We start from the raw sequence: 24,027 nt of genomic DNA, 5'->3' as shown, positions 1-24,027 counted from the left end.
TCAGGGGTNCAGTTGATGAGATGCAACTGATCCCAGCGCAAAACAACGTACATCACGCGGTATGGGTCCCGGCTCAAGGCCGGGACGACGGGTGAAGAAGCTACTCCCTCACCCGCATCAGCAGCGCCAGCCCCACGGCGAAGAACACCACCAGCAGCGCCATACCGGCCTTCTGGCTGGCGGTCACGGCCGTGACCACGCCGATCAGGAGCGGGCCGATGAACGAGGTCACCTTGCCGGTCAGCGCGAACAATCCAAAATACTGCGCGATGCGGTCCTTTGGCGCGAGACGGATCAGCAGCGTGCGCGACGCCGCCTGCAGCGGGCCGCCGGCCGCGCCGATCAGGCATCCCAGCACGAGATAGGCGCGCTCGGCGGCGCCGGAGAACAGCGGGCCGCCCGGAACTGGTGGGGCGACTTTCACGAACAGAATCGAATCCTTGTCGACCAGCAGGATCGCCGCCAGCGCAAACAGCAGGATCAGCAGGCTGCCGGCAATGACGCGCTTGGGGCCCAGCCTGTCGTCGAGCTTGCCGCCGAGCCACGCGCCGAAGGTGCCGGCAATGGCCAGCAGAATTCCAAACGTGCCGATCTGGATCGTGTGCCAGCCGAAGGTGCCGGCTGCATAAATGCCTCCGAAGGCGAACAGCGACACCAGCCCGTCGCTGTAGATCATGTTGGCGAGCAGGAATATCGCCAACGATCGCTGCTTCGGCAATTCGCCGAGCGTCCGCTTGAGCCCGCTCAATCCTTCGCGCACCGCTTCGCGGATTGGACGCCTGGCCGGATAATCCGGCGTGAACAGAAACATCGGCGTCACGAAGATGATAAACCAGATGCCGGTCAGCGGGCCCGTGATGCGGTCGCCCTGATGGGATACGGGATCGAGACCGAACCACGGCGTCAGGCCGAACAGGGTGCGGCCGTTCTCGGGGCTGGCGGCAAGGAAGCCGAGCACCAGGATGAGGCTTAGAATGCCGCCGATATAGCCGGTCGCCCAGCCGGTGCCGGACAACCGTCCCATTCTGTCGGGCGGCACCAGCGTCGGCATCATCGCATTATTGAAGACGGTGGCGAATTCGGCGCCCACGGTTGCGATCGCATAGGCCAGCAAGAGCTGCGGGATGACGCTCGCATCACCGGGCTTTCCGAACCACATCAGGCAGGAGCCGATCACCAGCAGCGCGCCGAAACCGGCGATCCATGGCTTGCGGCGGCCGCTGGCATCGGCAATCGCCCCCAGCACCGGCGACAGCAGCGCGATCGCGAGGCCTGCAGCCGCGGTGGCAAATCCCCACAAGGCCTGTCCCTCCGCCGGATCCGGCGCCACGAAGTTTGCGAAATAGGGCGCAAACACGAAGGTGGTGATCAGCGTGAAGTACGGCTGGGCTGCCCAATCGAAGAAAATCCAGCTCACGACGGCGGCGCGGCCCGGATATTCCTGTTGAATCTTGCCGCCAAATGCCTCGGAAGCGATCGCCGCCATGCCAGAAATTTCCTTCAAACTCACGTGAAGCGTTCTGCCCGCCGAATCCGAACCCATATAGCATGCGTCACCGACGCTTTGGTGTTGCCGGGCGTCACACGGGGCTTCCTAACTGCGGCGGATTTTCGATGACGGTCTTTTCAATCCGGTGGCGCCGAATAGCTGCCACATTCATTCTTGCGTTTGCCTGCGGAACGGCAGCCGTTGCACAGGAACGCCGCGCGTACGCGCCCCCCGATCTCACCTCCGTTCGCGCCGCGACCGCCGAGCACGGCATGGTGGTGGCGCAGGAGAGGATTGCCGCGCAAGTCGGCGCCGACATCCTGAAGCAGGGCGGCAACGCGATCGACGCCGCGGTCGCCACCGGCTTTGCACTTGCCGTCACCTATCCGCGCGCAGGAAATATCGGCGGCGGCGGCTTCATGGTGATTCATTCGGCTGCGCGGAACGAAGACGCCGCCATCGATTATCGCGAGACCGCACCGGCTGCGACCACCCCAGACATGTTCCTCGGACCGGACGGCAAGCCCGATACAGACAAGTCACGCAATTCAGCGCTCGGCATCGGCGTGCCCGGCACGGTCGCCGGATTGGCATTGGCGCTGGAGAAATACGGCTCGGGCCGTTTCACGCTCGCGCAAATCCTCAAGCCCGCCATCGAGCTCGCGCGCGACGGCTTTGCGGTTACCGACGACACGGCCGACACGCTGCCGGACATGTATCGCCGGATGGCGCGCTGGCCGGATTCGGCCAAAACATTCTCCCGCAGCGACGGCACGGCGCTGCGCGAGGGTGACCGGCTGATCCAGGCCGAACTCGCGGTGACGCTGACGGCAATCGCGGAGCACGGACCGCGCGGCTTCTACCAAGGACCGGTCGCCGAAAAGCTGGCAAAAGCCGTCCGCGATGCCGGCGGCATCATGACGGTGGACGATCTCAAGTCCTACGAGGCGGTGATCCGTAGCCCCGTGCGCGGCATCTATCGGGGTTACGACATTGTGTCGATGCCGCTGCCCTCTTCGGGCGGCACCGTGCTCCTGGAGACGCTTAACATTCTCGAGGGGTTTCCGATGCCTGACATGAAGCAGGGCTCCGCCCCTTCACTGCATGTCATGATCGAGGCCATGAAGCGCGCCTACGCCGACCGCGCGCGCTATCTGGGCGATCCCGCCTTCGTCAACGCGCCGGCGGATCTTCTGATCAGCAAGGACTACGCCGCGAAACTGCGCGGCGGCATCGACCTTGCGCGCGCAACGCCGGCCGAAGCCCTGTCGGCGAAGCCACCGCGCGAGGGCAGCAACACCACACACTATTCGGTGGTCGATTCCAGCGGCAATGCGGTCAGCAACACCTATACGCTGAACTTCTCCTACGGTGTTGGCCTCGTCGCCGACGGCACCGGCGTGCTGCTCAACAACGAGCTCGATGATTTCACCGCGGCGCCCGGCGCATCGAACGCATTTGGGCTGGTGGGATTCGAAGCCAATCTGCCGGGGCCGGGGAAGCGGCCGCTATCCTCGATGTCGCCGACCATTGTGCTGAAGGACGGCAAGCCGGTGCTGGTGACGGGCTCGCCGGGCGGCAGCCGCATCATTTCGGCGGTGCTGCAGGTCGTGGTCGACGTACTCGACTACAAGATGGACGTCGCCGCCGCCGTGGCGACTCCCCGCCTGCACCACCAGTGGATGCCGGACGTGGTGCGCGTGGAACAGGGTTTTGCGCAGGAAACGCTGGATGCGCTGAGGGAGAAGGGCCACCATGTGATCGAACCGCTCGGCCAGACCTCGGCCAATTCGATCGCCGTCACGCCCAACGGCTTGCTCGGCGCGCCCGACCCGCGCACGCGAGGCGCGGCGGCAGTAGGACAGTAACGTCGCATTGCATCCATCAAAGGAGAGTTTCAGATGACATCTCTCAAAGGCAAGACGCTGTTCATCTCGGGCGCCAGCCGCGGCATTGGTCTGGCGATTGCGCTCCGCGCCGCGCGTGACGGCGCCAATGTCGCGATTGCGGCGAAGACGGCGGAGCCGCATCCGAAACTCAAGGGCACCATCTATACCGCGGCGGATGAAATTCGCGCCGCCGGCGGCAAGTCGCTACCGGTCCTGTGCGACATCCGCGACGAGGCGCAGGTGATCGCGGCGATCGAGCAGACCGTCGCCGAATTCGGCGGCATCGATATCTGCGTCAACAACGCCAGCGCCATCAGCCTGACCAACTCGCAAGGGACCGACATGAAGCGGTTCGACCTGATGATGGGCATCAACACCCGCGGCACCTTCATGGTGTCGAAATACTGCATCCCGCATCTGAAGAAGGCCGCCAACCCGCACATCCTGATGCTGTCGCCGCCGCTCGACATGAAGACCAAATGGTTCGAGCACTCGACCGCCTACACCATGGCGAAGTTCGGGATGAGCATGTGCGTGCTGGGATTGTCAGGCGAACTGAAATCGTCAGGCGTTGCGGTCAATGCGCTGTGGCCGCGCACTACCATCGCCACCGCCGCCGTCGGCAACCTGCTCGGCGGCGAGGCAATGATGCGCGCGAGCCGGACGCCGGAGATCATGGGCGACGCCGCGCACGCCATCCTGACAAAACCGTCGCGGGAATTCACCGGGCAGTTCTGCATCGACGACAAGGTGCTCTATGCCGCCGGCGTCAGGGATTTCGAACCCTATCGCGTCGACCGCTCCGTGCCGTTGATGTCGGACTTCTTCGTCCCCGACGACGACGCGCCGCCGCCCGGCGTCACCGTGCAGGCGTTGCCATCGGTGGGCGCGGCGCAGACGTCGCGTTAAGAGACTGCGGGAGCACGCTTGCTTTGCAAAAGTGGATTGCCATCGCCTTCGCCATCCTCATCGCTGCGCTGGCAGGCGCAAGCGTCCACTTGCGGCCCGACCGCGCCATCCGCGTCGCGACCGGCTATGTCGCCCATAACATCTGCTCGAAGACCTTCGTCTCGGGACTCGATCCGCAGGCGGTATTCACGGAGGTTTCCGACCGCGCCGGGATTCGGCGGCTGCGCCATGTGCTTCAGTTCACCCTCGATCGAAGCGCGCGCACCGTCGATGCCTCGACACTCGGGCTGTTCCGCAGCCGCGCGGCCTTTCACGACGGGTTCGGCTGCGTCGATCAGCATGGAGCAAAAGAACCCTATCTGCTGAAGAGCGACGTCGAGGCGCTGAAGGCGAAGACGCCGCCGGCGCTTCCCGAGATCGCCGGCGCCGCCGTCGTCGAGCCGTCGGACCCGGCGCTGAAGGCGGCACTCGATCATGCCTTCGAGGAGCCGGCCGCGCCGCCGTTCCGCAGGACCAAGGCGGTGGTCGTGGTACACGACGGCAAGGTGATCGCCGAACGCTACGCTCCCGGCATCGGCGTCGAGACGCCGCTGCTCGGCTTCTCCATGACCAAGTCGGTGGTCAACGCACTGATCGGCATTTTGACGCAGCAGGGCCTGGTCACACCCTCGATGCCCGCGCCGATACCGGAATGGCGCGGCGCCGGCGATCCCAGGCGCGAGATCGAGGTCGAGCATCTCATGCGCATGACCAGCGGTCTCGATCTCGACGAAACCAATTCCGGCTTCGATCCGTCCAGCCGGATCTTCCTGCAGGATGACAGCGCCGCTTACGCGGTAAGCGCAAAAATGATCGCGCCACCCGGCATGCGATGGGCGTATTCGAGCCCGACCACGCAGATCCTGGCGCGCATCGTGCGCGACGCGGTCGGCGGACCGGAACAGACGCTCGCATTTGCCTGGCGCGAACTGTTCAATCCGCTCGGCATGCGCAGCGTCACGCTGGAGTTCGACGGATCAGGCACGCTGCAGGGCTCGACCTACATGCTGGCCAGCGCGCGCGACTGGGCGAAGTTCGGCCTGCTCTATCTCAATGATGGCGTTGTTGGGGACAAGCGCATTCTGCATCCGGACTGGGTCGATTTCTGCGCGGCGGCGACGCTTGATACCGATTACGCCGCCGGCTTCTGGACCAACCGCAGCGAGCACTCCAACGCCAAAGGCCGGGTGCGGCTCGGCGTACCCCGCGATGCCTTCTTTGCCTCCGGCGACCTCGGCCAGCGCATCTTTATCATCCCGTCTCAGCGCCTCGTCGTGGTACGTCTCGGCGACAGCGTCGATCCGACCGGCGATATCAGAGGCGCGGCGCGGCTGGTGAAGGAAGTGATTGCGGCGGTGCAGCCGTGAGACGGTTATCGCCCGATCACATACGGCCCGCCCTTTTCCAGCGCGCGCGCATAGGCCGGGCGGGCGTGAATGCGTTCGAGGAACGCCATCGCCTTGGGATGGCCCTGCTCCAGGCCGCCGCGCGCCGCGGCGGCTTCGAGCGGAAAGCTCATCTGGATATCGGCGCCCGAAAATTCATTGCCGGCGAACCATTCGGTTTTTCCGAGCTCGCTCTCCCAGTAGTCCATGTGCTGCTTGAGTTGCGGGTTGACCAGCGTGGTCAGCGCCGTGTTGGAGACCTTGCGCACCAGCGGTCGCAGCAAGGCCGGCGCGCGCTTCGGCATCAAGGTGAACAGCAGCTTCAACAGCAGCGGCGACATCGCGGATCCCTCCGCGTAGTGCAGCCAATAGGTGTAGCGCAGCCGCTCCGGCGTGTTCGGTGGCGGGATCAGGCGGCCATTGCCATAGGTGCCGATGATGTATTCGCAGATCGCGCCGGACTCGGCGATGGTATTGCCGTTGTCGGTGATGACGGGCGATTTGCCGAGCGGATGAATGGCGCGCAGCTCCTTCGGGGCGCGCATGTCCGGCTGGCGCTGGTAGCGCACGATCTCGTAAGCGACGCCGAGCTCTTCGAGCAGCCAGAGCACGCGTTGGGAGCGTGAGTTGTTGAGATGATGAACCGTCAGCATTGGCGCTCCCCTGAAGTTGGCGTCGCGTTGGTGCCAGCCGGGGAACGGAAAGTCGAGACGGCCGGCGGAGCAATATATTTACCCGGGTGATATTGACATCGTAATTTATCCGGGTAAATATAGGCTAGCGAAAATCCGGACGTATTTCCAATGGCCGACAAGACCCGCCCCCAATTCACCGCCTTCATCGGCCCGCAGCGCCTGGCAGCGGGTCCGCTGGCCGAGGTCGCCCTGGCAGTGATGCAGGCCGCCCGAAAGCCCGTCGCGCCGCCAATCATCATATTCAGCGACGCCACTGGCCAGCCGATCGATCTCGACCTGCGTGGCACCGAACGCGACGTCATCGCGCGTCTGCCGCAACCGGCTCCCGATCCGGAAACCGCGAGTGATGAGTCGGCGGAGGCACCGCGCGGGCGCGGACGGCCCAAGCTCGGCGTCGTCGCGCGCGAGGTGACGCTGCTGCCGCGCCATTGGGAGTGGCTGGGCGCGCAGCCGGGCGGGGCGTCGGTCGCGCTGCGCAAGCTCGTGGAAGAAGCGCGCCGCGCCAATGGCGACCTCGATCGCGCGCGCGCCGCCAGGGATGCCGCCTATCGCTTCATGTCCGTGATGGCCGGCAGCCTCGCGGGCTTCGAGGAAGCCTCGCGGGCGCTGTTCGCCGATGACCGGCGGCGATTCGTCGGTCTCGTTGCCGGCTGGCCCGACGATATCCGCGACCACGTCGTCAAGCTCGCCTTCAGCGATCGCGCCGAGCCATAGGCGCGATCGCTCGCTAGCCGAATTTCCAACTCCTCTCATCCGCCACCGCTCCGGTGCGCGGCAACGATCTGTCACGTCTTCAGCAGGAAAACCGCCGTGTCGAAAACGCCGTCTCTCTGGAGGACGTTCCTCGTCTTCCTCGCACCTTTGATGCTGAGCAACGCGCTGCAATCGCTGTTCGGCACCGTGAGCAACGCGCTGCTCGGCCAGATGATCGGGGTCGACGCGCTGGCCGCGGTGTCGGTGTTTTTCCCTGTGATGTTTTTCCTGTTCGCCTTCGTCATGGGCCTCAGCACCGGCGCCACCGTCCTGATCGGACAGGCCTGGGGCGCCGGCGAACGGGACAGGGTGAAGGCGGTTGCCGGCGCGACGCTGGCGGTCGGGCTGCTGCTCGCCGTCGCCATTGCGGTGCTCGGCGGGCTGTTCAGCCGGCAATTGATGATCGCACTCGCGACGCCGCCCGACATCCTCGATCAGGCCAGCGCCTACGCACGCGTCGTACTGCTGACGATGCCGCTTGGCTTCGCCTTCCTGCTGATGACAGCAATGCTGCGCGGGATTGGCGATACGCTGACGCCGCTGCTGTCGCTGGCGTTGTCAACCGCGATCGGCCTGATCCTGACGCCGCTGCTGATGCGCGGCTGGTTCGGATTGCCCACCGCCGGCGTGACGGCCCCGGCGTGGGCGTCGGCTGTTTCCAATGCGCTGACGCTGCTCGTGCTCGGCTTGTATCTGCGGCGCAGGAAGAGCCCGCTGGCGCCGGACGCCGAATTCCTGCGCAGGCTGCGACTGGACGGCGTCCTGCTCGGCAAGATCCTGGGCATCGGAGTCCCGAGTGCGGTCGGGATGGTGGTGATGGCAATCGCTGAACTCGTGCTGCTCGGCCTCGTCAACGGCTTCGGCTCCGATGCGACCGCCGCGTATGGCGCCGTCAACCAGATTATGGGCTATGCGCAGTTCACCGCGATCTCTATTTCGATCACGGTGTCGATCCTCGGTGCGCAGGCGATCGGCGCCGGCCAGAGCGACCGGCTGGACGTCATCGTCCGGACCGGTCTGCTCTTCAATCTGATCATGACCGGCGGTCTGGTAGCGCTCATCAGTCTGTTTCCCCGCGCCGTGCTGGGCATCTTCATTACCGACGCCGCCGTGCTTGATCTCGCAAGGGATCTGCTCGCCATCGCCTTGTGGAGTTCGGTGCCGTTCGGCATGGCGACCGTATTTTCCGGCGCGATGCGCGCGGGCGGCGTTGCCCTGGCTCCGATGCTGCTGTCGATCTTCGCCATCGCCGCGATTGAAATCCCCGCCGCCGTGATCCTGAGCCGGACCATTGGGCTGGAAGGGGTCTGGGCCGCCTACCCTATCGTGTTCTGCGCCATGTTCGCCCTGCAGTTCGGCTATTACGCGCTGGTCTGGCGTCGCCATCCGCTTCAACGGCTGGTTTAGCGACGGAACAGCTCGCGCGTTCTTACAATATTACGCTCGTCATAATACTGTGGACGCGCCGATCGCCATGCGCCACAATGCGTGAAAACAATCAGGGAGACTGCCGTGAGCTCAAACCCGCAATTCCTGTTCGACTTCGGCAGCCCCAACGCCTTCCTCAGCCACGAGGCGATCCCGGCGATCGAACAACGCACCGGCGTGAAGTTCGAATATCTGCCGATCCTGCTCGGCGGCATCTTCAAGGCCACCAACAACAGGTCGCCCGCCGAGGCCTTCGCCGGCATCAAGAACAAGCGCGAATTCCACGCGCTGGAGACCGAACGCTTTCTGAAGCGGTTCGGGGTCAAGCCCTACGTCTGGAACCCGTTCTTCCCTGTCAATACGCTGCATCTGATGCGCGCGGCGATCGCAGCCCAGTTCGAGGGCGTATTCGAAAAATACGTCGAGGCCGCCTTCCATCACATGTGGGTCGAGCCGAAGAAAATGGATGATCCCGAAGTAGCAGCCAAGGCGCTGGCCTCCTCCGGCCTCGATGCCGCCAAGTTGCTGGCGCGCTCGCAGGACGCGGATGTAAAAGCCAAGCTGATCGAGAATACGCAAAATGCGGTCGAGCGCGGCGCGTTCGGCTCGCCGACCTTCTTCGTCGGCAAGGAAATGTTTTTCGGCAAGGAGCAGCTTCGCGAAGTCGAGGAGATGGTCTCGGGGAAATAGCCGCTCCGATTCGACTGTTCGGCGGGAAGTGGTAAAGAAGCGAATGGCGAGTGGCGGGAAGATGCGTGGGCTCCCTATTCGCCATTCGCTGCCCGCCATTTGGCCATTCCAAGACCAATAACAAAAGGAAGTTGATCCATGCGCATTCTCGTGGTCGGCGCCGGCGCCATCGGTGGCTATTTCGGCGGCAGGCTGCTTCAGGCCGGAAACGACGTGACCTTCCTGGTCCGGCCGAAGCGCGCTTCGGAGCTCGCCAGCGCAGGACTTGTCATCAAAAGTCCGGCTGGCGATGTCACGCTCAAGAACCCGCCGACGGTGCAGGCCGACAAGCTCGCCGAGCCGTTTGACGTGGTGCTGTTGAGCTGCAAGGCGTTCGACCTCGAAGACGCCATCAAGTCCTTTGCTCCGGCGGTCGGGCCGAACACCGCGATCATCCCGCTGCTCAACGGCCTGCTACACCTCAACGTGCTGGACAAGAAATTCGGCGCCGACCGCGTGCTGGGTGGCCTTTGCGCCATCGCGGCGACGCTCAACGAAGCCCGCGAAGTGGTGCAGCTTGCGCCGATGCAATCGCTCAATTTCGGCGAACGCGACGGCGCGATGTCGGAGCGGGTGCGCGCGATTGCGAAAGTGTTCGACAGCGGCAAGGTCGGCGCGGTCGCCAGCGAACACATCATGCAGGACATGTGGGAGAAGTGGGTTTTCCTGGCTTCGCTCGCGGCCTCCACCTGCCTGATGCGCACCTCGGTCGGCAACATCCTGGCAGTTCCCGGCGGCAAGGATTTTCTGCTCGGCATGCTCGATGAATGCGCCGCGATTGCAAAGGCCTCGGGCTTTGACCCGGCCGGCCCGTTCTTCCAGCGCACGGCCGGTCTGTTGACGACCGAGGGCTCGCCGATGACGGCCTCGATGTTCCGCGACATCAAAGCGGGCCTGCCGGTTGAGGCCGATCACGTGATCGGCGATCTCGTCGCGCGCGCCGACGCCGCCAAGATCCCGGTGCCAAAGCTGCGGATCGCCTACACCCATCTCAAGGCGTACGAGAAGCAGCGGGGCTAATTGGTCCCGTAGCCCGGATGAAGCGCAGCGCAATCCGGGGACATTCATTCGCATTGGTCGGGTTCATCCCGGGTTGCGCTTCGCTTCACCTGGGCTACGCCACCCTCAAAGGTGCGCGAGATAATGTGCCAGCGCCTCGATCTCCTCTTCGCTCAGCGGAAAGGCGACATCGGCCATCGCCGCCATCGCGCCGCCGGCCCGTACGCCCGTCTTGTAGTCGCGCAGCGCCTTCACGAGATAGTCCTCGCGCTGGCCGGCAACGCGGGCGACGGCCTTGGTGCCGGCATAGGTATCCAAGTGGCATGAGGCGCAGCGTCGGCCGGCGGCCGCCTGTGCACCCTTCTTCGATAGATCGGGGTCGTCATCCGGCTTCGGTTCCTTCGGTGGTGGCAGTGAGGCAAAATAGGCGCCGAGGTTGCGGATATCCTCATTGTTGAGCTGTTCGACGATCGGCTGCATCTGCTCGTTCTTGCGGGTGCCGGCACGAAAAAACACGAGCTGCCACTGGATGAACAGATCCGGCTGTGCCGCCAGCGAGGGCATGTTTTCCATCTGCGAAATGCCGTTCTCGCCGTGGCAGCCGACGCACAGCTCGGCCTTTTCCTTGCCGGCGGTGATATCGGCGGCGCGGGCGAACGAACCGCAAGACATCAAAAACACCAGCGCTCCGACGAATGCCTTTCGCATTTCAACTACTCTCCGCAATGCGCTTCAAACAACAAAGGCTGCGGCCCCTCGTTCCCGAGTAACCGCAGCCTCCGATTTTTCACGTCCTACTTCTTGTAGCTGATGCGATAGATGGCGCCGGCCCAGTCGTCGGCCACCAGTATCGAACCGTCCTTGGCGAGGATGATATCGTTCGGGCGACCGAGATAGTTGGTGTCACCATCGAGCCAGCCGGAAGCGAATATCTCCGACTTGGCGTTCTTGCCGTCGGCATCGACGATCACGCGCTTGATGCGGGCGCCCTGGTACTTGTACCGGTTCCAGGAGCCGTGCTCGGCGATCAGGATGTTGTTCTTGTACTCGGGCGGGAACTGATCGCCGGTATAGAACTTCATGCCGAGCGGTGCAACGTGGGCGCCGAGCTTGACGACAGGCGGCGTGAATTCATCACACTTGTGCCCCATCGCGAATTTCGGATCCGGCATGTCTCCCTGATGACAATACGGATAGCCGAAATGCTCGCCGATCTTCGAGATCATGTTGAGCTTGTCGCTCGGCATGTCGTCGCTGATCCAGTCGCGCGCATTTTCTGTGAACCAGTATCGCCCCGAGCGCGGATCGACGTCGCCGCCGACGCTGTTGCGGACGCCGAGCGCCCAGATCTCGGCATTGCCGGTCTTGGGATCGACGCGGCGGACCTGCGAGACGCTGGTCGGCGGAATGCCGATGTTGAAGGGCGGTCCGAACGGCAGATAGAACCAGCCATCCTTGTCGACGGCGATATATTTCCAGCCATGCGCGACGTAGGTCGGCATGTCGTCATACACCACCTTGCCGGCGCCGAGATTGTCGAGATTGGCTTCGGCGTTTTCGTACTTGATCAGCCTGTTGATCGCGACGACGTAGAGCGCGCCGTCCTGGAAGGCCAGACCGGTGGGCATGTTGAGGCCCTTGAGGACGGTCTTGACCTCCCTCTTTCCGCCATTGTCCTTGATCGCGTAGACGTTGCCGAGGCTGAAAGAGCCGACAAACAGCGTGCCCTTGTCGCCCCAGGCCATCTGCCGCGCCTCCAGCACGTTGGAGGCGTAGACTTCGATACTGAAGCCGTCCGGCAGCTTGATCTTCTTCATCATTGCCGCCAGTTCGGCGTCCGAGGCACCGGTCGGTGGGCCTGAAGGCGGCGCCTGACCTTTCTGGGCTTCGGTCTCGTCACCAAGGAACCAGTCCGGCGGCGGGTTGGTCCAGAAATCCTTGGTGCCGGATTCGTACTTCTTCAGGGCCTTCTGCTGCGCGTCGGCCTGACTGGCCCCCGCGACAACGAGGAAGGCTGCGAGCGCAAGAATAGATCGATTGAAAGCCGATTTCATCGCGTCACTCCCCTATGCAGCCTGGCGGCTGCGTATGTTATTTATTTGGGAACGTTCGAGAGACGAACTTGGTCTGATGAAGTGAAACAGACCGGGAAATGGTAGCACATCCCCTCTCGGTGAGAAGCGCAGGTAGCCCGGCTCCGTCGGACGAAAGCAGATTGTGAGACGGATTGATAACTCGCAGTCGATCCGCATTTGCCGGTTCGCCCGTTGCACCGCAATATTCTCGCGAGGCCAACGCCTGCGATGCGCATTTGAGTGGCTCAGATGGGCGAGCTTCCACAGAGGAAGTCGAGTGTGCGTGTCCTCATGCTCGGTGGGACAGATTCGATCCGTTCTGCCTCGATGCCAGAACCGCTTTGCGCAGGCCACGAATTGTTGGGCCTGGCACGATCCTGTGCAACGGCGGCGAAGTTGAAGCCGGGCTGACACAACGCGATCGCGTTATCTCCGCTTCACCGTCAGTTTCGCCGCGCCTTTGTTATTTCGATAAAAGAGATCATAGAGGCCCGGAACACCGAGCACGGAGTCGTTGACGAAGATGAACAGCTCGCCTTCGCGGGTTGGCCTGATGGTGGCTTCGATCACGGAATCAGAGGGATCGGGATCGAGAAAGGCCTCCTCGCCGCCGATGTCGCCATAGCGTAGAACGATCCGAAACCAGTCCTGGGTCAATTCGCGGCGCAACGGCACTCCGAGTCCAAGCAGGATTCGCTGTTTCCAGGTCGGCTGCTCAGTGGGTGAAAAGCCGCCGAACGGGACGCTGATGCTGGCATCATGCCAGGGCTCCGATGGCACCGGCTCGACCTTCACCAGATATCTGGCTCCGCCGCCGTCGAGGTGAATACCCGTCGGCTTACACAGGTCCGATGTCTTGAACACGATCGGCTCCGCGACCGCCTCGCCCCTGGCGAGACCCTTCGTCTCCGCGCTCGGCGTGCAGGTAAGACCGGCAACGTCCTGGACGTTGTAGAGCAGCCGGTTAACGAGGGCCAGACCGATATAGGCGAACAACAGGGCAAAGAGCGCAGGTGCCCATTTGCGCTTCAGGCCCTCATGCAGCGCGATGTAGAATCTATTGCTGCGAAGCCGATAGATGAAATCATCGGGCAAGCCCGTCGGTGCAGAAGGCGTTTTTCGCCAGATCGCCCCCATGCGGTCGTCGATGCGAGACGCGATTCGCACTCCCCAAAGATTGAAGAACACGACCAGTCCGGCAAGCAGCAGGAAAGAAAACGGCGCGCGGGCATAGCCGTCGATCCACGTGGACGCGAAACCCGGCAGAAACGCTCCAACGAAGCGGATGATGTCCGAGACCCATCGGATCCGGCTCGTGAACTCGTCGGAGCGCGTGGCGCCGCTGATCAGCGGAAAAGCCAGCAGCCAGGCGGTCGCGCCGACGGCCGCGAAATAGACGACGCGCCGTTTCCAGATTTCGTTCCAGACATGTTCCTGAGCATCCGCGCGCGTTTTGGCCGCATCGATGGTCTCGCAGCCGAATTGATCTGGTGTGACGATCTCGCCATCGGCCTTCACGACGTCATAGACCGGGGGCAGGCCGATGGGCGCATAGGCGTGCGCATGGTTCCTGATCCGCCTGAACACGGATTCGTGGATTTTCGGACGGTCGATCGTGACTTCGTCGTCTTCCTTTTTCGAGTATCGGTAGTTGCAGAGTTGAACGAGCTTGCGCGGGCCGTAACGATAATAGGCGCCGAGGCCCGCCCGCGGATCGTAGATTCGGCCATCCTTGTCCGCTCTCGACATGGCATTCTTGAACGCATCCGGATAGGCAGGCGGATCGCCGGTTTCCGATTTGAATTTCAGACCGCAGCGCCGCGCCTCGTTGAGCATCCAGACCAACGGAATGTAGGCCAGCGCATCGTCGGGATAGCCGCCGCCTACATTGGAATGCACGCCTGCGAACCAGACCTGGCTGATCTGTTCGTCGGCGATGTTGCGCTTCTGGTTTGGATCGAACTCCGACGGCGGAACGACTTTTTCATCCCAGAGTTCGGGATGAAAGGTGGTTCGCTCTTCATCGAGCGAAAGCGCCTGACACGCACGCTGGACGCGCTTGCGATCCAGCGTGTGATTGGGAAGCTCGAGTGGAACGATCCACCGGCTGACGCCGCGCGTCATCTCATCCATCGGCAGGCCATAGGCGGCCACGGTATCCCACACACCCACGAAGCGGATGCACTTGACCTTGCGATTGTCGCGCTTGTCGTACTTGATCGGGAAGAGGAAGTTGCGAATGGCCCGGTACGCGTCCTCGGGATGCCAGGGCCACGAAGTGTGGTAGCGCTCGCTGCGGTACTGCCGGTACGCTGCTATGGCCTTCTTGTGGAGTTCGCTTTCGCTATCGGCGGACACAAGCCCCTGGTTGAGAATCAGACCGATGACGACACGGATCGTAAACGCGCCGCGGCTGAAGCCGAAGCCGTAGAGATCGTCGTCTTCATCCTTGTAGTTGCGACATGCAAATTTATAGATGTCGATGACGTTCCGCTTCAGTCCGAAGCCGAACGCGCCCCCAAGGACCGCCAAAGGCTTGAACGTCGACGTGCCGACGCCGTCATCATAGAAGGCGACCTGATCGTTTCCAGAAAGATCCAGTGCCTCAAAAGTGCGCCAGACATTGGTGCGCCAGACCTTGGCCGCTGAATTGCCGGTGCCGTCGGACAGCAAAACAATGTTTCGGCCCATGAAATTGCCCCGCCGAGTACAATGCGACTCCACAATCTCTGGTCCAAGAGCATTGCACGCTCTCATTGAACGAAGAGAGAGCTGGATCACACCGGGTAATCAAAAAACAACAAGGCCGCCAAAGGGCGGCCTGTCGTTGGATCATGGCGTTGCCGATCTGAGAAAATCTGGAGCGGGCGAAGGGGCTCGAACCCTCGACCCCGACCTTGGCAAGGTCGTGCTCTACCACTGAGCTACACCCGCATCCGAGATGGCGGCGATCGCTCGCCGTCAGCGGCAGACCTATGCCAAATGCGGGCTGGGAATGCAACAGTCCGAACGCAATCTAATGACACCTGATTGGCCGATTTCATCAACAAACCGGCTCGAATCAGCTCGAAACCACGCCTGATCGGCTTGACCGGGGTCAGAGGGCGCGATTCGGACCCCGGACCGGGTCGCTATCGGCCTGTGGGCGATTCTGACGCAAGCACAAACACGAGGGTTCCGACAGGTGCGGCCCGCGTCCCGAACGGCAATCGACAATTACCGGTTACCACCGGCGCAAGCCTCCAGCGCCGCCCGGTAACCACATAACGGGGCGCAGAGGCTTTTTTGTCCCCGATCTCCGCTCGGGCCGGCGGTGGCGGAGTGCCCCTGCGACCAATTGAATTTTGTAGCCAAGCCGCCATCTAGCGGATGAGAACTTGGTTCCGGGACGTGCTAGAACGGGCCCCGTTTCCGACCAGCGCAAAGCACATCAGGCGAGGATACCGTGACGATAGTTGAGCAGGGCGGCGGCCCGGCACCGCAGGCAGCACCCGATCTGATCAAGGAGACGACCACCCAGGCCTTCGTGAAGGACGTCATCGAGGAATCGAAGCGCCAGCCAGTGCTGATCGACTTCTGGGCGGAATGGTGCGGTCCCTGTCGCCAGCTTACGCCTGTTCTCGAAAAGGCAGTCCGCGCCGCCAAGGGCAAGGTCAAGCTGGTCAAGATGAACATCGACCACCATCCGGCCATTCCCGGCCAGATGGGCATTCAGTCGATTCCGGCTGTGATCGCGTTCGTCAACGGCCAGCCCGCGGACGGGTTCATGGGCGCGGTGCCGGAGAGCCAGGTCAACGCCTTCATCGACAAGCTGACCAAGGGCATGACTGCGCCGGGCGAGCCGAACATTGCGGAAATCCTGCAAGAGGCCGAGGCCGTGCTGGCGGAGGGCGATGCAGCCGCCGCAGCCCAGATCTATGCCGAGGTGCTGGGCTTTGACGCCACCAATATCGCGGCGCTGGCGGGATTGGCGAAGTGCTACGTGACGACGGGCGCGATCGAACAGGCCAAGCAGACCCTGGCGATGGTTCCGGAATCGAAGCGCAATGACGCCGCAGTCAAGGCGGTGCAGGCCTCGATCGACCTCGCCGAGCAGGCGCAGTCGGTCGGCCCGGTGACTGAACTGGAGCAGAAGGTCGCTGCAAACCCGCTCGACCACCAGGCGCGGTTTGATCTCGCCACCGCGCTCAATGCGCTCGGCAAGCGCAGCGAGGCGACCAACCAGTTGCTGGAGATAGTCAAGCGCGACCGGAAATGGAACGATGACGGCGCGCGCAAGCAGCTCGTGCAGTTCTTCGAGGCGTGGGGCGGTACCGACGAGGCGACCGTCGAGGGACGAAAGCGGCTATCGACGATTCTTTTCTCGTAAGCGCATCCATAAGCGTGGGAACTGGTTTGTGAAGAGCATACGCACCAAACCACGAAACTGACCGGAACCGCCGATGCCGATCAATGCCGAATACCGCGGACCCGGCGAGCTTCCCGAGATCATTCCGGTGTTTCCGTTGCCGGGCGCGTTGCTGCTGCCGCGTGGCCAGATGCCGCTCAATATTTTCGAGCCGCGCTATCTGGCCATGGTGGACGACGCGCTGCGCGACGGCCACCGGCTGATCGGGATGATCCAGCCGGATATTTCCCACAGCAGAGACGAGGCAAGGCCGGAGCTGTTCCGGGTCGGCTGCGTCGGCCGTATCACCCAGCTCGCCGAATCCGGCGACGGGCGCTACATCCTCGAATTGACCGGCGTCGCCCGCTTCAAGGTCGTGGAGGAAATCAGGGCCCTTACCACCTACCGGCAGTGCAAGGTGGATTTCTTCCCCTATGTCGACGATTTCGTCGCGCGCAAGGGCGAGGAGGCCGTGGACCGAACGGCCTTGCTCGACGTGCTGACCGATTTTCTCAACGCCAACAACCTGAAGGTGGATTGGGAGGGTATCGAGAGCGCACCGAACGAGGCGCTGGTCAACGCGCTGGCGATGATGTCGCCTTACGGCCCGGCGGAGAAGCAGGCGATGCTGGAAGCGCCTGACCTTAAAACCCGCGCCGAAATCCTGATCGCGGTAACCGAAATGGACCTCGCCAAGAAGCGCACCAGCGGCGACACCGGGCTGCAGTAGCGCTTCAGTACCCCGCGACCGCCAGCACGACGACGGCGCCGAGCGCTTTCCAGCCGAAGCCGCGGCCGCGCGACCACCAGGCATTGGCCGCGGCGGCGAAAGCATAGACCGCGACGATCGTCACCACGATCCAGTGCCGCGCGCTCTCCGACCCCATCGACGGCGCGGCGATCAGCAACACGCCGCCGCCGATCCACGCCACGGTACCGGCCTGCCAGACCAGCCGGATCAGTGTTCGCAGGCTCTCCGGCTGGATCGTCGCCTTGGCGAACACCTTGGTTTCTCCCAGCACCCCGTGGATCAGGGCCACTATTATGCCGGCGACACCGGCACACTGCAGAATGAGATCGCGCATCGGAACGTCTCCATACACTACTGTATGGTTATGCGCCGCATTCTGGCGCCTGTCAATACAGTAGTGTATGGTGGCGGGAACATGAGCGATCAACTCTCGGCAATGGACTGGGTCGACCAGGGCCTGAAAGCGCTGGCGAGCCGCGGCTTCACCGCGCTGAAGGCGGAACCGCTGGCGAAGGCGCTGCGCGTGTCGCGCGGCAGTTTCTACTGGCACTTTGCCGATATCGCCGCGTTTCATGCTGCGATCCTGTCGCGCTGGCACGAAGTCGCCGCCGAGCAGATCATCGCCAATGTCGAGGCGGCCTCCAGGGACGAGAACCCGCTGGCGCTGCTGCTGCGCCGCGTGTTCGGCGAGCGGCTGATGCTGGAACGGGCGGTCCGCACCTGGGCCAGCGTCGATCCCGCCGCCCGCACCGCGGTGCAGGCCATCGACCGGCGCCGGCTGAATTATGTGGAGGGCCTTCTGGCGCAGTCCGGATTGCCGGCGGAAATTGCCCGTACCCGCGCCCAAATTCTCTATTGGGCGTTTCTCGGCTTTGCGCTATCGGATCAACCGTTGCCGAAGGCGCGACAACAGGCCGTGGTCGACGAACTGGTGCGGATGTCGGCGTCATGACATCGCGCGATCTTGTATGCTAAGGACCACGCAATCCGGAGACGATACATGAACGCCCCGTCCGAACGCCTCGACAGCACCGTCGATCCGAAATTGCTGGAGATCCTGGTCTGTCCGGTGACCAAGGGTCCGCTCGAATTCGATTCAAGCCGACAGGAGCTGATCTCGCGTTCGGCGAAACTCGCCTACCCCATTCGCGACGGCATTCCGATCATGCTGCCGGAAGAGGCGCGGAAGATCGAGTGAGAGGCCACACCGGCCCCCTCCGCGTCATTGCGAGCGAAGCGAAGCAATCCACCTCTCCACTCGGGGAAAGATGGATTGCTTCGTCGCTTTGCTCCTCGCAATGACGCCGATAGATAGCGCCTTACAACGCCTCGCCCTTCAGCAACCGCGGCACTTCGCCCGACAATCCCGCCGCCTGGCGGATGAACAGGTTCTTCAGCGGCGGCGCGCGATCGACCAGGCCGAGGCCGATGTCGCGCACGGTGCGCAGCAGCGTCGATTCGTTGGAGAACAGAAAGTTCAGCGAGTTGGTGGCAACGCCCATCGCCATGGTGTCGAAGCGCCGCCAGCGCTGGTAGCGGTCGAGCACGTCGGCCTGCCCGGGATCGATGCCGAGCCGGGCTGCATCGACCACGACTTCAGCCAGCGCCGCGACGTCCTTCAGGCCCATGTTGAGGCCCTGACCTGCGATCGGATGAATCACATGCGCGGCGTCGCCGACCAGCGCCAGCCGCTCGGCGATGAACGAGCGCGCGACGAAATAGCCGAGCGGAAAGGCGCGCGGCTTGTCGAGCGCCTTGATCTCGCCGAGGTGCAGTCCGAAGCGCTTCTCGAGCTCCCCGTGGAATTCCGCCTCGCCAAGTGCGGTGATGCGCGCGGCCTCGACGCGCGTCTCGGTCCACACCAGCGACGAGCGTTTTCCGGTCAGCGGCAGGATCGCGAATGGCCCTGCGGGAAGAAAATGCTCCTCGGCGCGCCCGTGATGATCGCGCTCGTGGCCGACGGTGACGACGATGCCGGACTGATCATAGTCCCAGCCATGGGTGGCGATGCCGGCGCGCTCGCGCAGCTTTGAGCGCGCGCCGTCGGCGGCAACCAGCAGGCTTGCTTCGATGACGCCGCCGTCGGCGAGCGTCACGGTGACGCCATCGGCGCGCGAATCATAGGTCGAAACCGCCGTGGCGCGGAGATCGATGCCTTCAGCCTCGGCGCGCTCGACCAGCGCGTCGATCAGGCGCCGGTTTTCAACCATGTGCGCAAAAGGTTCGCCGGGCTCTACTTCGCCTGCAAAGGTCAGGAATACCGGACGGGTGGCGTCCTCCAGCCTGGAATCGGTGACGACCATGTCGAGGATGGCTTGCGAATCCGAAACCTTCTCCCAGACGCCCAGCGTCTCGAACAATCGCCGGCAGGCGGCCACGATCGCGGTCGCCCGCGGGTCCCGGCTTGGCCGCGCGGCAAGGGCCGGATCGGCCACGACAACGGGAATGTCGGCGCCAAGGCCCTGGCGAAACGCCAGCGCCAGCGCCAGTCCGGCAAAGGCGCCGCCGCAAATGACAATGCTTCGCTGTGTCGCCATGCGATCCTTACCCGGTTCCTGCGTCAGACTACGCTTGCTACCTCATATTAGCTGGGCGAAACAGGGCCCGAAACAAGGGTTATGTCACCCAACCGAAAGCACGACCATGTCCAAAGGCCTGATTGACCTGATTTCCATTCTCGATCTGGAGCCGCTGGAGGTGAATCTGTTCCGCGGCAACAGCCCGAAGACGAGCTGGCAGCGGGTGTTCGGCGGACAGGTGATCGGGCAGGCCATGGTGGCGGCGTGCCGCACGGTCGAGGGCCGCCTGCCGCACTCGATCCATTGCTATTTCATCCTGCCGGGCGATCCGCAGATTCCGATCATCTATCAGGTCGAGCGCTTGCGCGACGGCAAGAGCTACTCGACCCGCCGCGTCACCGCGATCCAGCACGGCAACGCGATCTTCTCCATCATGGTGTCGTTTCACGCCGAGGAAGAAGGCGCCTTCAACCATCAGGACAAGATGCCCGACGTGCCGCCGCCGGAAAAGCTCACCGCGGAGGAAGTGGCAAAGCAGCCGATGTTCCGCGAGATGCCGGAATTCATTCGCCGCTATTACGAATCTGACCGGCCGATCGAGCTGCGTCCGGTCGAGCTCGGCCGCTATTTCGGCCAGAAGATCGACGACGGCCGCATCCATGTCTGGATTCGCACCGCGGCCAAATTGCCCGACGATCCGGCGCTGCATTTGTGCGCGCTGGCCTATGCGTCGGATTTCTCGCTGCTGGATGCGGTGATGGCGCGCTATGGCCGCACGCTGTTCGACAAGCGGATGATGCCGGCGAGCCTCGACCACGCGATGTGGTTTCATCGGCCATTCCGCGCCGACGAATGGCTGCTCTACGCGCAGGACTCGCCGAGCGCGCAGGACGGCCGCGGTTTGACCCGCGGCCTGATCTTCAAGCCCGACGGCACGCTGGTGGCGTCGGTCGCCCAGGAAGGCTCGGTGCGCCAGCGCAAGTGAGCGCTGGCTCCTCCTGCCCTACGAGGAGAAGGAGTGCGCTGTTGTCCAGGCCGCGCTCCTCCTCAGGCGTTCGCCATCGTGCCGCGTTCGGCGAGCGCGAATTGCGACGCATACCAGCGCGCGTACCAGCCCAGCATCCACGGAATCGGAATGATGAAGAAGCAGGCGATCACAAACACGATGGTTCGCCACAGCACTTCCAGTCCGGACGCGGTGAAGATGACCTCGCGACGCGTGCCATCGATGTTGCGGCAGACCCAGCGCATCCAGGCCGTGATCACCCAAGCCCAGCCGACGATGGTAATGAACGACACATACAGCAGCACTTGCCAGCCGACATAGCCCAGCGCGCTGCCGTTGAAGGCGATCGGAAGCTGCTGGCCGTTGGAGCTCAGATTCGCAACGATCCAGCGGATTACCATCCAGGCCAGCACGGCCTGAATCGGAATCGAGAGGTATTGCAGGTAGTAGAGGTCGGCCGAGCCCACATAAGTCAGAACGCCGATCGCAATGAAGACGTACCAGATGTCGAGGGGCTGACCGGTGAAGGCGAGGTTCGGCCGGCCCGGCACGTAAAGCCGGGAAAAGATCCAGCGATAGAACCAGGTCGCAACCCAAGGCGCCGGAATCACCAGCACCATGCCGATGATGAACACGATGCTGCGCCAGAGCAGTTCCCAAATGCTGACGTCGATCGAGAGCGCACCGCCGGCGTAGCCTCCGGCTGTAACCGGAGGTGGGCCACCGGCCTGCGCGTAAGCGGGCGGGCCCGATCCGCCGGGCATCAGCCCCGGGATTTCTCCGGCCCGCTGCCAGCCCGACATCCCCTCGGTCCAGACCAGCGTATCCGCTCCAACCGCCCCCCGGGTAATGAGATCACGAAGCTGGGCCTCTGGATAAGGGCCCTGTTGCTGGCCATTGGCGGCATAAAACCACGATCGGTTCGACATTTTATTTCCTTGAGCCGTGGAAAAATAATGGAGATAGCCGGCGGGCGGCTGAGGGAGAGAGCATTTTGGCGGACGATCCTGCCGCCTGTACAGTGATTGACGTCACCAGCTTGAAATGTTTTCCCCTTCTACCTGCAACTTTTTTGTGCCATTTGCCTAGAAAGATGCCAGATTTGTATTGGCGGTGAGATGCTGGCGGACAGCCAGCCGCGTGCTCAAAAATTGTCCAGGGAAATGAAGGCCTGATCATGAAACTTGTCGTCGCGATCATCAAACCTTTCAAGCTTGACGAGGTGCGCCAGGCGCTGACGGCCATCGGCGTCCACGGCATGACGGTGACCGAGGTCAAGGGTTACGGCCGCCAGAAGGGCCACACCGAAATCTATCGCGGCGCCGAATACGTCGTGAACTTCCTGCCCAAGCTTAGAATCGAAATCGCGGTCGCCTCCGACGTTGCCGACAAGGCGGTCGAGGTCATTACCGCCAACGCGCGCACCGGGCAGATCGGCGACGGCAAGATCTTCGTCACGCCGATCGACCATGCCCTGAGAATCCGCACCGGCGAGACCGATAGCGACGCGCTCTGAGACATCGCTGAATTCAAGGCGCGGCGGCACCAACGCCGGACGCGCGAAGCCAAGAAACGACAACGACACGACAACACGCCGGGGGATTCCATGGGGGCACCATCGTATCGTGCAGCAGGTCATGCTGCGCTCATCACGCTTGCAGCGAGTTTCACGCTCGCCACGCCGGCCTTCGCCGAGACCTCCACCATCAATGCCGCCGACACCGCGTGGGTGATCGTCGCCACCGCCCTTGTACTGATGATGACGATACCGGGTCTGGCGCTGTTCTATTCCGGCATGGTGCGCAAGAAGAACGTACTGGCGACGATGGCGCAGAGCCTCGCTGCCGTTGCGCTCATCTCGATACTCTGGGTGGCGTTCGGCTATTCGCTGGCCTTCGTCGGCGATGGCGCCTGGATCGGCACCCTCGACCGCTGGTTCCTCATCGGAATGACGATGGAGAGCGTCAACCCCGCGGCCAAGACGATCCCGGAAGCGCTTTTCATGCTGTACCAGATGACGTTTGCGATCATCACGGTGGCGCTGGTGGCGGGCGCGGTGGCGGACCGGATGCGGTTTTCGGCCTATCTGCTGTTCTCCGTCGGCTGGTTCATGTTCGTCTATGTGCCGCTCGCGCACTGGGTATGGGGCGGTGGCTTCCTGGCAACCGCGGGCGTTATCGATTTCGCCGGCGGTCTCGTCGTGCACCTTTCCGCCGGCATCGGCGGACTGGTTGCGGCGACCGTGATGGGCCGGCGTCACGGCTATGGCAGCGAGAACCTTGCGCCGTTCGACCTGTCGCTTGCCGTGATCGGCACCGGCTTGTTGTGGGTCGGCTGGTTCGGCTTCAATGGCGGATCGGCGCTGGCGGCGAATTCGCGCGCGGTCATGGCGATCACCGCGACGCATCTGGCCGCCTGCGCCGGCGCGCTGACCTGGGCCGCGATCGAATGGGCGACGCGGCGCAAGCCGTCGGTGCTCGGCATGATCTCGGGCGCGGTGGCGGGGCTTGGCACCATCACGCCGGCCTCCGGCTTCGTGGCGCCGTGGCATGGCGTCGTGATCGGTGTTGTCGCGGGAACGCTCTGCTTCTGGGCCTGCACCTGGCTCAAGCAGCGCCTCAAATATGACGACTCGCTCGACGTGTTCGGCGTCCACGGCATTGGCGGATTGACCGGCACGCTGCTCGCCGGCGTCTTTGCCGTAAACGCGATCGGTGGCACCGCGGGCCTGATCGAGGGCAATCCGCAACAGGTCGTGACCCAGCTCTACGGGATCGTCGCCACCCTGGTGTGGTCCGGCGGCATCACTTTCGTGCTGCTAAAGCTGGTGGGCGTGTTCGCACCGCTGCGGGTGTCGCTGCAGCAGGAGCTGGAAGGGCTCGACATCTCGCAGCACGGCGAAGCGCTGCAATAGACTGCCCATCCCGTTACCGTTTTCTTGCCCTGCCGCTAAGCAGGATTGTGTCGGCCATCA

At 63.3% G+C, this 24,027-nt stretch carries 22 protein-coding genes and 1 tRNA gene; 14 read left to right on the top strand and 9 right to left on the bottom strand.

Annotated elements, in window-relative coordinates; translation table 11 throughout:
- Nucleotides 1-100: 100 nt before the first annotated feature.
- Entirely contained in the window at nucleotides 101-1,486 is a 1,386-nt protein-coding gene (locus CQ14_RS34940) for an MFS transporter (RefSeq protein WP_057862287.1), read from the bottom strand.
- A 128-nt stretch (nucleotides 1,487-1,614) separates the two neighbouring features.
- On the opposite strand from CQ14_RS34940, the gene ggt reads away from it, so the two are divergent.
- From ggt to CQ14_RS34925, 3 genes are read left to right on the top strand one after another with little or no spacing between them, the layout of a single operon-like run.
- Complete coding sequence (gene ggt / locus CQ14_RS34935) at nucleotides 1,615-3,357, top strand: gamma-glutamyltransferase (RefSeq protein ID WP_057862286.1); 1,743 nt, start codon at nucleotides 1,615-1,617, stop codon at nucleotides 3,355-3,357.
- A gap of 33 nt (nucleotides 3,358-3,390) precedes the next feature.
- Nucleotides 3,391-4,287: an SDR family oxidoreductase gene (locus CQ14_RS34930; RefSeq protein ID WP_057862285.1), complete on the top strand. Its 897-nt coding sequence runs from the start codon at nucleotides 3,391-3,393 to the stop codon at nucleotides 4,285-4,287.
- Nucleotides 4,288-4,310: 23 nt separating this feature from the next.
- The gene (locus tag CQ14_RS34925; protein ID WP_283807309.1) at nucleotides 4,311-5,693 is read left to right on the top strand and encodes a serine hydrolase domain-containing protein; all 1,383 of its coding nucleotides are present in this window, start codon (nucleotides 4,311-4,313) and stop codon (nucleotides 5,691-5,693) included.
- A gap of 5 nt (nucleotides 5,694-5,698) precedes the next feature.
- Here CQ14_RS34925 and CQ14_RS34920 read toward each other — a convergent pair whose 3' ends face one another.
- Nucleotides 5,699-6,364: a glutathione S-transferase family protein gene (locus tag CQ14_RS34920; protein ID WP_057862284.1), complete on the bottom strand. Its 666-nt coding sequence runs from the start codon at nucleotides 6,362-6,364 to the stop codon at nucleotides 5,699-5,701.
- A 150-nt stretch (nucleotides 6,365-6,514) separates the two neighbouring features.
- Between CQ14_RS34920 and CQ14_RS34915 the strand changes: the two genes are divergently transcribed.
- The 4 genes from CQ14_RS34915 to panE all read left to right on the top strand — a co-directional run bounded on the left by CQ14_RS34915 (nucleotide 6,515) and on the right by panE (nucleotide 10,336).
- Nucleotides 6,515-7,120 (top strand): DUF2239 family protein, encoded by a 606-nt coding sequence (locus CQ14_RS34915; protein ID WP_057862283.1) that lies wholly within the window; start codon nucleotides 6,515-6,517, stop codon nucleotides 7,118-7,120.
- 150 nt (nucleotides 7,121-7,270) lie between these two features.
- The gene (locus tag CQ14_RS34910; protein ID WP_082650159.1) at nucleotides 7,271-8,566 is read left to right on the top strand and encodes an MATE family efflux transporter; all 1,296 of its coding nucleotides are present in this window, start codon (nucleotides 7,271-7,273) and stop codon (nucleotides 8,564-8,566) included.
- 105 nt (nucleotides 8,567-8,671) lie between these two features.
- The gene (locus CQ14_RS34905; protein WP_057862281.1) at nucleotides 8,672-9,277 is read left to right on the top strand and encodes a 2-hydroxychromene-2-carboxylate isomerase; all 606 of its coding nucleotides are present in this window, start codon (nucleotides 8,672-8,674) and stop codon (nucleotides 9,275-9,277) included.
- Nucleotides 9,278-9,415: 138 nt separating this feature from the next.
- Entirely contained in the window at nucleotides 9,416-10,336 is a 921-nt protein-coding gene (gene panE, locus CQ14_RS34900; RefSeq protein WP_057862280.1) for a 2-dehydropantoate 2-reductase, read from the top strand.
- A gap of 105 nt (nucleotides 10,337-10,441) precedes the next feature.
- Here panE and CQ14_RS34895 read toward each other — a convergent pair whose 3' ends face one another.
- The 4 genes from CQ14_RS34895 to CQ14_RS34880 form a co-directional block, all read right to left on the bottom strand.
- The gene (locus tag CQ14_RS34895) at nucleotides 10,442-11,023 is read right to left on the bottom strand and encodes a c-type cytochrome (protein ID WP_057862279.1); all 582 of its coding nucleotides are present in this window, start codon (nucleotides 11,021-11,023) and stop codon (nucleotides 10,442-10,444) included.
- 86 nt (nucleotides 11,024-11,109) lie between these two features.
- Nucleotides 11,110-12,369, bottom strand: a complete 1,260-nt coding sequence (locus CQ14_RS34890; RefSeq protein WP_057862278.1) for a PQQ-dependent sugar dehydrogenase — start codon at nucleotides 12,367-12,369, stop codon at nucleotides 11,110-11,112.
- A gap of 447 nt (nucleotides 12,370-12,816) precedes the next feature.
- A complete protein-coding gene (locus CQ14_RS34885) occupies nucleotides 12,817-15,081 on the bottom strand; it encodes a T6SS phospholipase effector Tle1-like catalytic domain-containing protein (RefSeq protein ID WP_057862277.1) in 2,265 nt (754 codons plus the stop codon).
- A 168-nt stretch (nucleotides 15,082-15,249) separates the two neighbouring features.
- A tRNA-Gly gene (locus CQ14_RS34880) sits at nucleotides 15,250-15,324 on the bottom strand.
- A 511-nt stretch (nucleotides 15,325-15,835) separates the two neighbouring features.
- Here CQ14_RS34880 and trxA point away from each other — a divergent pair.
- Both trxA and CQ14_RS34870 read left to right on the top strand, forming a co-directional pair.
- Complete coding sequence (gene trxA / locus CQ14_RS34875; protein ID WP_057862276.1) at nucleotides 15,836-16,759, top strand: thioredoxin; 924 nt, start codon at nucleotides 15,836-15,838, stop codon at nucleotides 16,757-16,759.
- Between the two features lie 73 nt (nucleotides 16,760-16,832).
- Complete coding sequence (locus CQ14_RS34870; protein ID WP_057862275.1) at nucleotides 16,833-17,507, top strand: LON peptidase substrate-binding domain-containing protein; 675 nt, start codon at nucleotides 16,833-16,835, stop codon at nucleotides 17,505-17,507.
- A gap of 4 nt (nucleotides 17,508-17,511) precedes the next feature.
- Here CQ14_RS34870 and CQ14_RS34865 read toward each other — a convergent pair whose 3' ends face one another.
- Nucleotides 17,512-17,862, bottom strand: coding sequence for a hypothetical protein (locus tag CQ14_RS34865; protein WP_057834529.1), 351 nt, complete (start codon nucleotides 17,860-17,862; stop codon nucleotides 17,512-17,514).
- An 81-nt stretch (nucleotides 17,863-17,943) separates the two neighbouring features.
- On the opposite strand from CQ14_RS34865, the gene CQ14_RS34860 reads away from it, so the two are divergent.
- Together CQ14_RS34860 and CQ14_RS34855 are read left to right on the top strand one after the other, a co-directional pair.
- The gene (locus CQ14_RS34860; RefSeq protein WP_057862274.1) at nucleotides 17,944-18,480 is read left to right on the top strand and encodes a TetR/AcrR family transcriptional regulator; all 537 of its coding nucleotides are present in this window, start codon (nucleotides 17,944-17,946) and stop codon (nucleotides 18,478-18,480) included.
- Nucleotides 18,481-18,528: 48 nt separating this feature from the next.
- Entirely contained in the window at nucleotides 18,529-18,726 is a 198-nt protein-coding gene (locus CQ14_RS34855) for a Trm112 family protein (RefSeq protein WP_057862273.1), read from the top strand.
- A 121-nt stretch (nucleotides 18,727-18,847) separates the two neighbouring features.
- On the opposite strand, the gene CQ14_RS34850 is transcribed toward CQ14_RS34855, so the two are convergent.
- Entirely contained in the window at nucleotides 18,848-20,065 is a 1,218-nt protein-coding gene (locus tag CQ14_RS34850) for a ubiquinone biosynthesis hydroxylase (RefSeq protein ID WP_057862272.1), read from the bottom strand.
- Between the two features lie 106 nt (nucleotides 20,066-20,171).
- On the opposite strand from CQ14_RS34850, the gene tesB reads away from it, so the two are divergent.
- Complete coding sequence (gene tesB, locus CQ14_RS34845) at nucleotides 20,172-21,032, top strand: acyl-CoA thioesterase II (RefSeq protein WP_057834525.1); 861 nt, start codon at nucleotides 20,172-20,174, stop codon at nucleotides 21,030-21,032.
- Between the two features lie 62 nt (nucleotides 21,033-21,094).
- Here the strand turns inward: tesB and CQ14_RS34840 are convergent, their stop codons facing one another.
- The gene (locus tag CQ14_RS34840; protein WP_057862271.1) at nucleotides 21,095-21,982 is read right to left on the bottom strand and encodes a GYF domain-containing protein; all 888 of its coding nucleotides are present in this window, start codon (nucleotides 21,980-21,982) and stop codon (nucleotides 21,095-21,097) included.
- A gap of 248 nt (nucleotides 21,983-22,230) precedes the next feature.
- Between CQ14_RS34840 and CQ14_RS34835 the strand changes: the two genes are divergently transcribed.
- Together CQ14_RS34835 and CQ14_RS34830 are read left to right on the top strand one after the other, a co-directional pair.
- Nucleotides 22,231-22,569 (top strand): P-II family nitrogen regulator, encoded by a 339-nt coding sequence (locus CQ14_RS34835; protein ID WP_028348351.1) that lies wholly within the window; start codon nucleotides 22,231-22,233, stop codon nucleotides 22,567-22,569.
- A 90-nt stretch (nucleotides 22,570-22,659) separates the two neighbouring features.
- The gene (locus CQ14_RS34830; protein WP_057862270.1) at nucleotides 22,660-23,967 is read left to right on the top strand and encodes an ammonium transporter; all 1,308 of its coding nucleotides are present in this window, start codon (nucleotides 22,660-22,662) and stop codon (nucleotides 23,965-23,967) included.
- Nucleotides 23,968-24,027 lie beyond the last annotated feature (60 nt).

This window comes from Bradyrhizobium lablabi, assembly GCF_001440475.1.
Classification (GTDB): domain Bacteria; phylum Pseudomonadota; class Alphaproteobacteria; order Rhizobiales; family Xanthobacteraceae; genus Bradyrhizobium; species Bradyrhizobium lablabi.
This window is presented reverse-complemented; position numbering and strand designations above follow the sequence as displayed.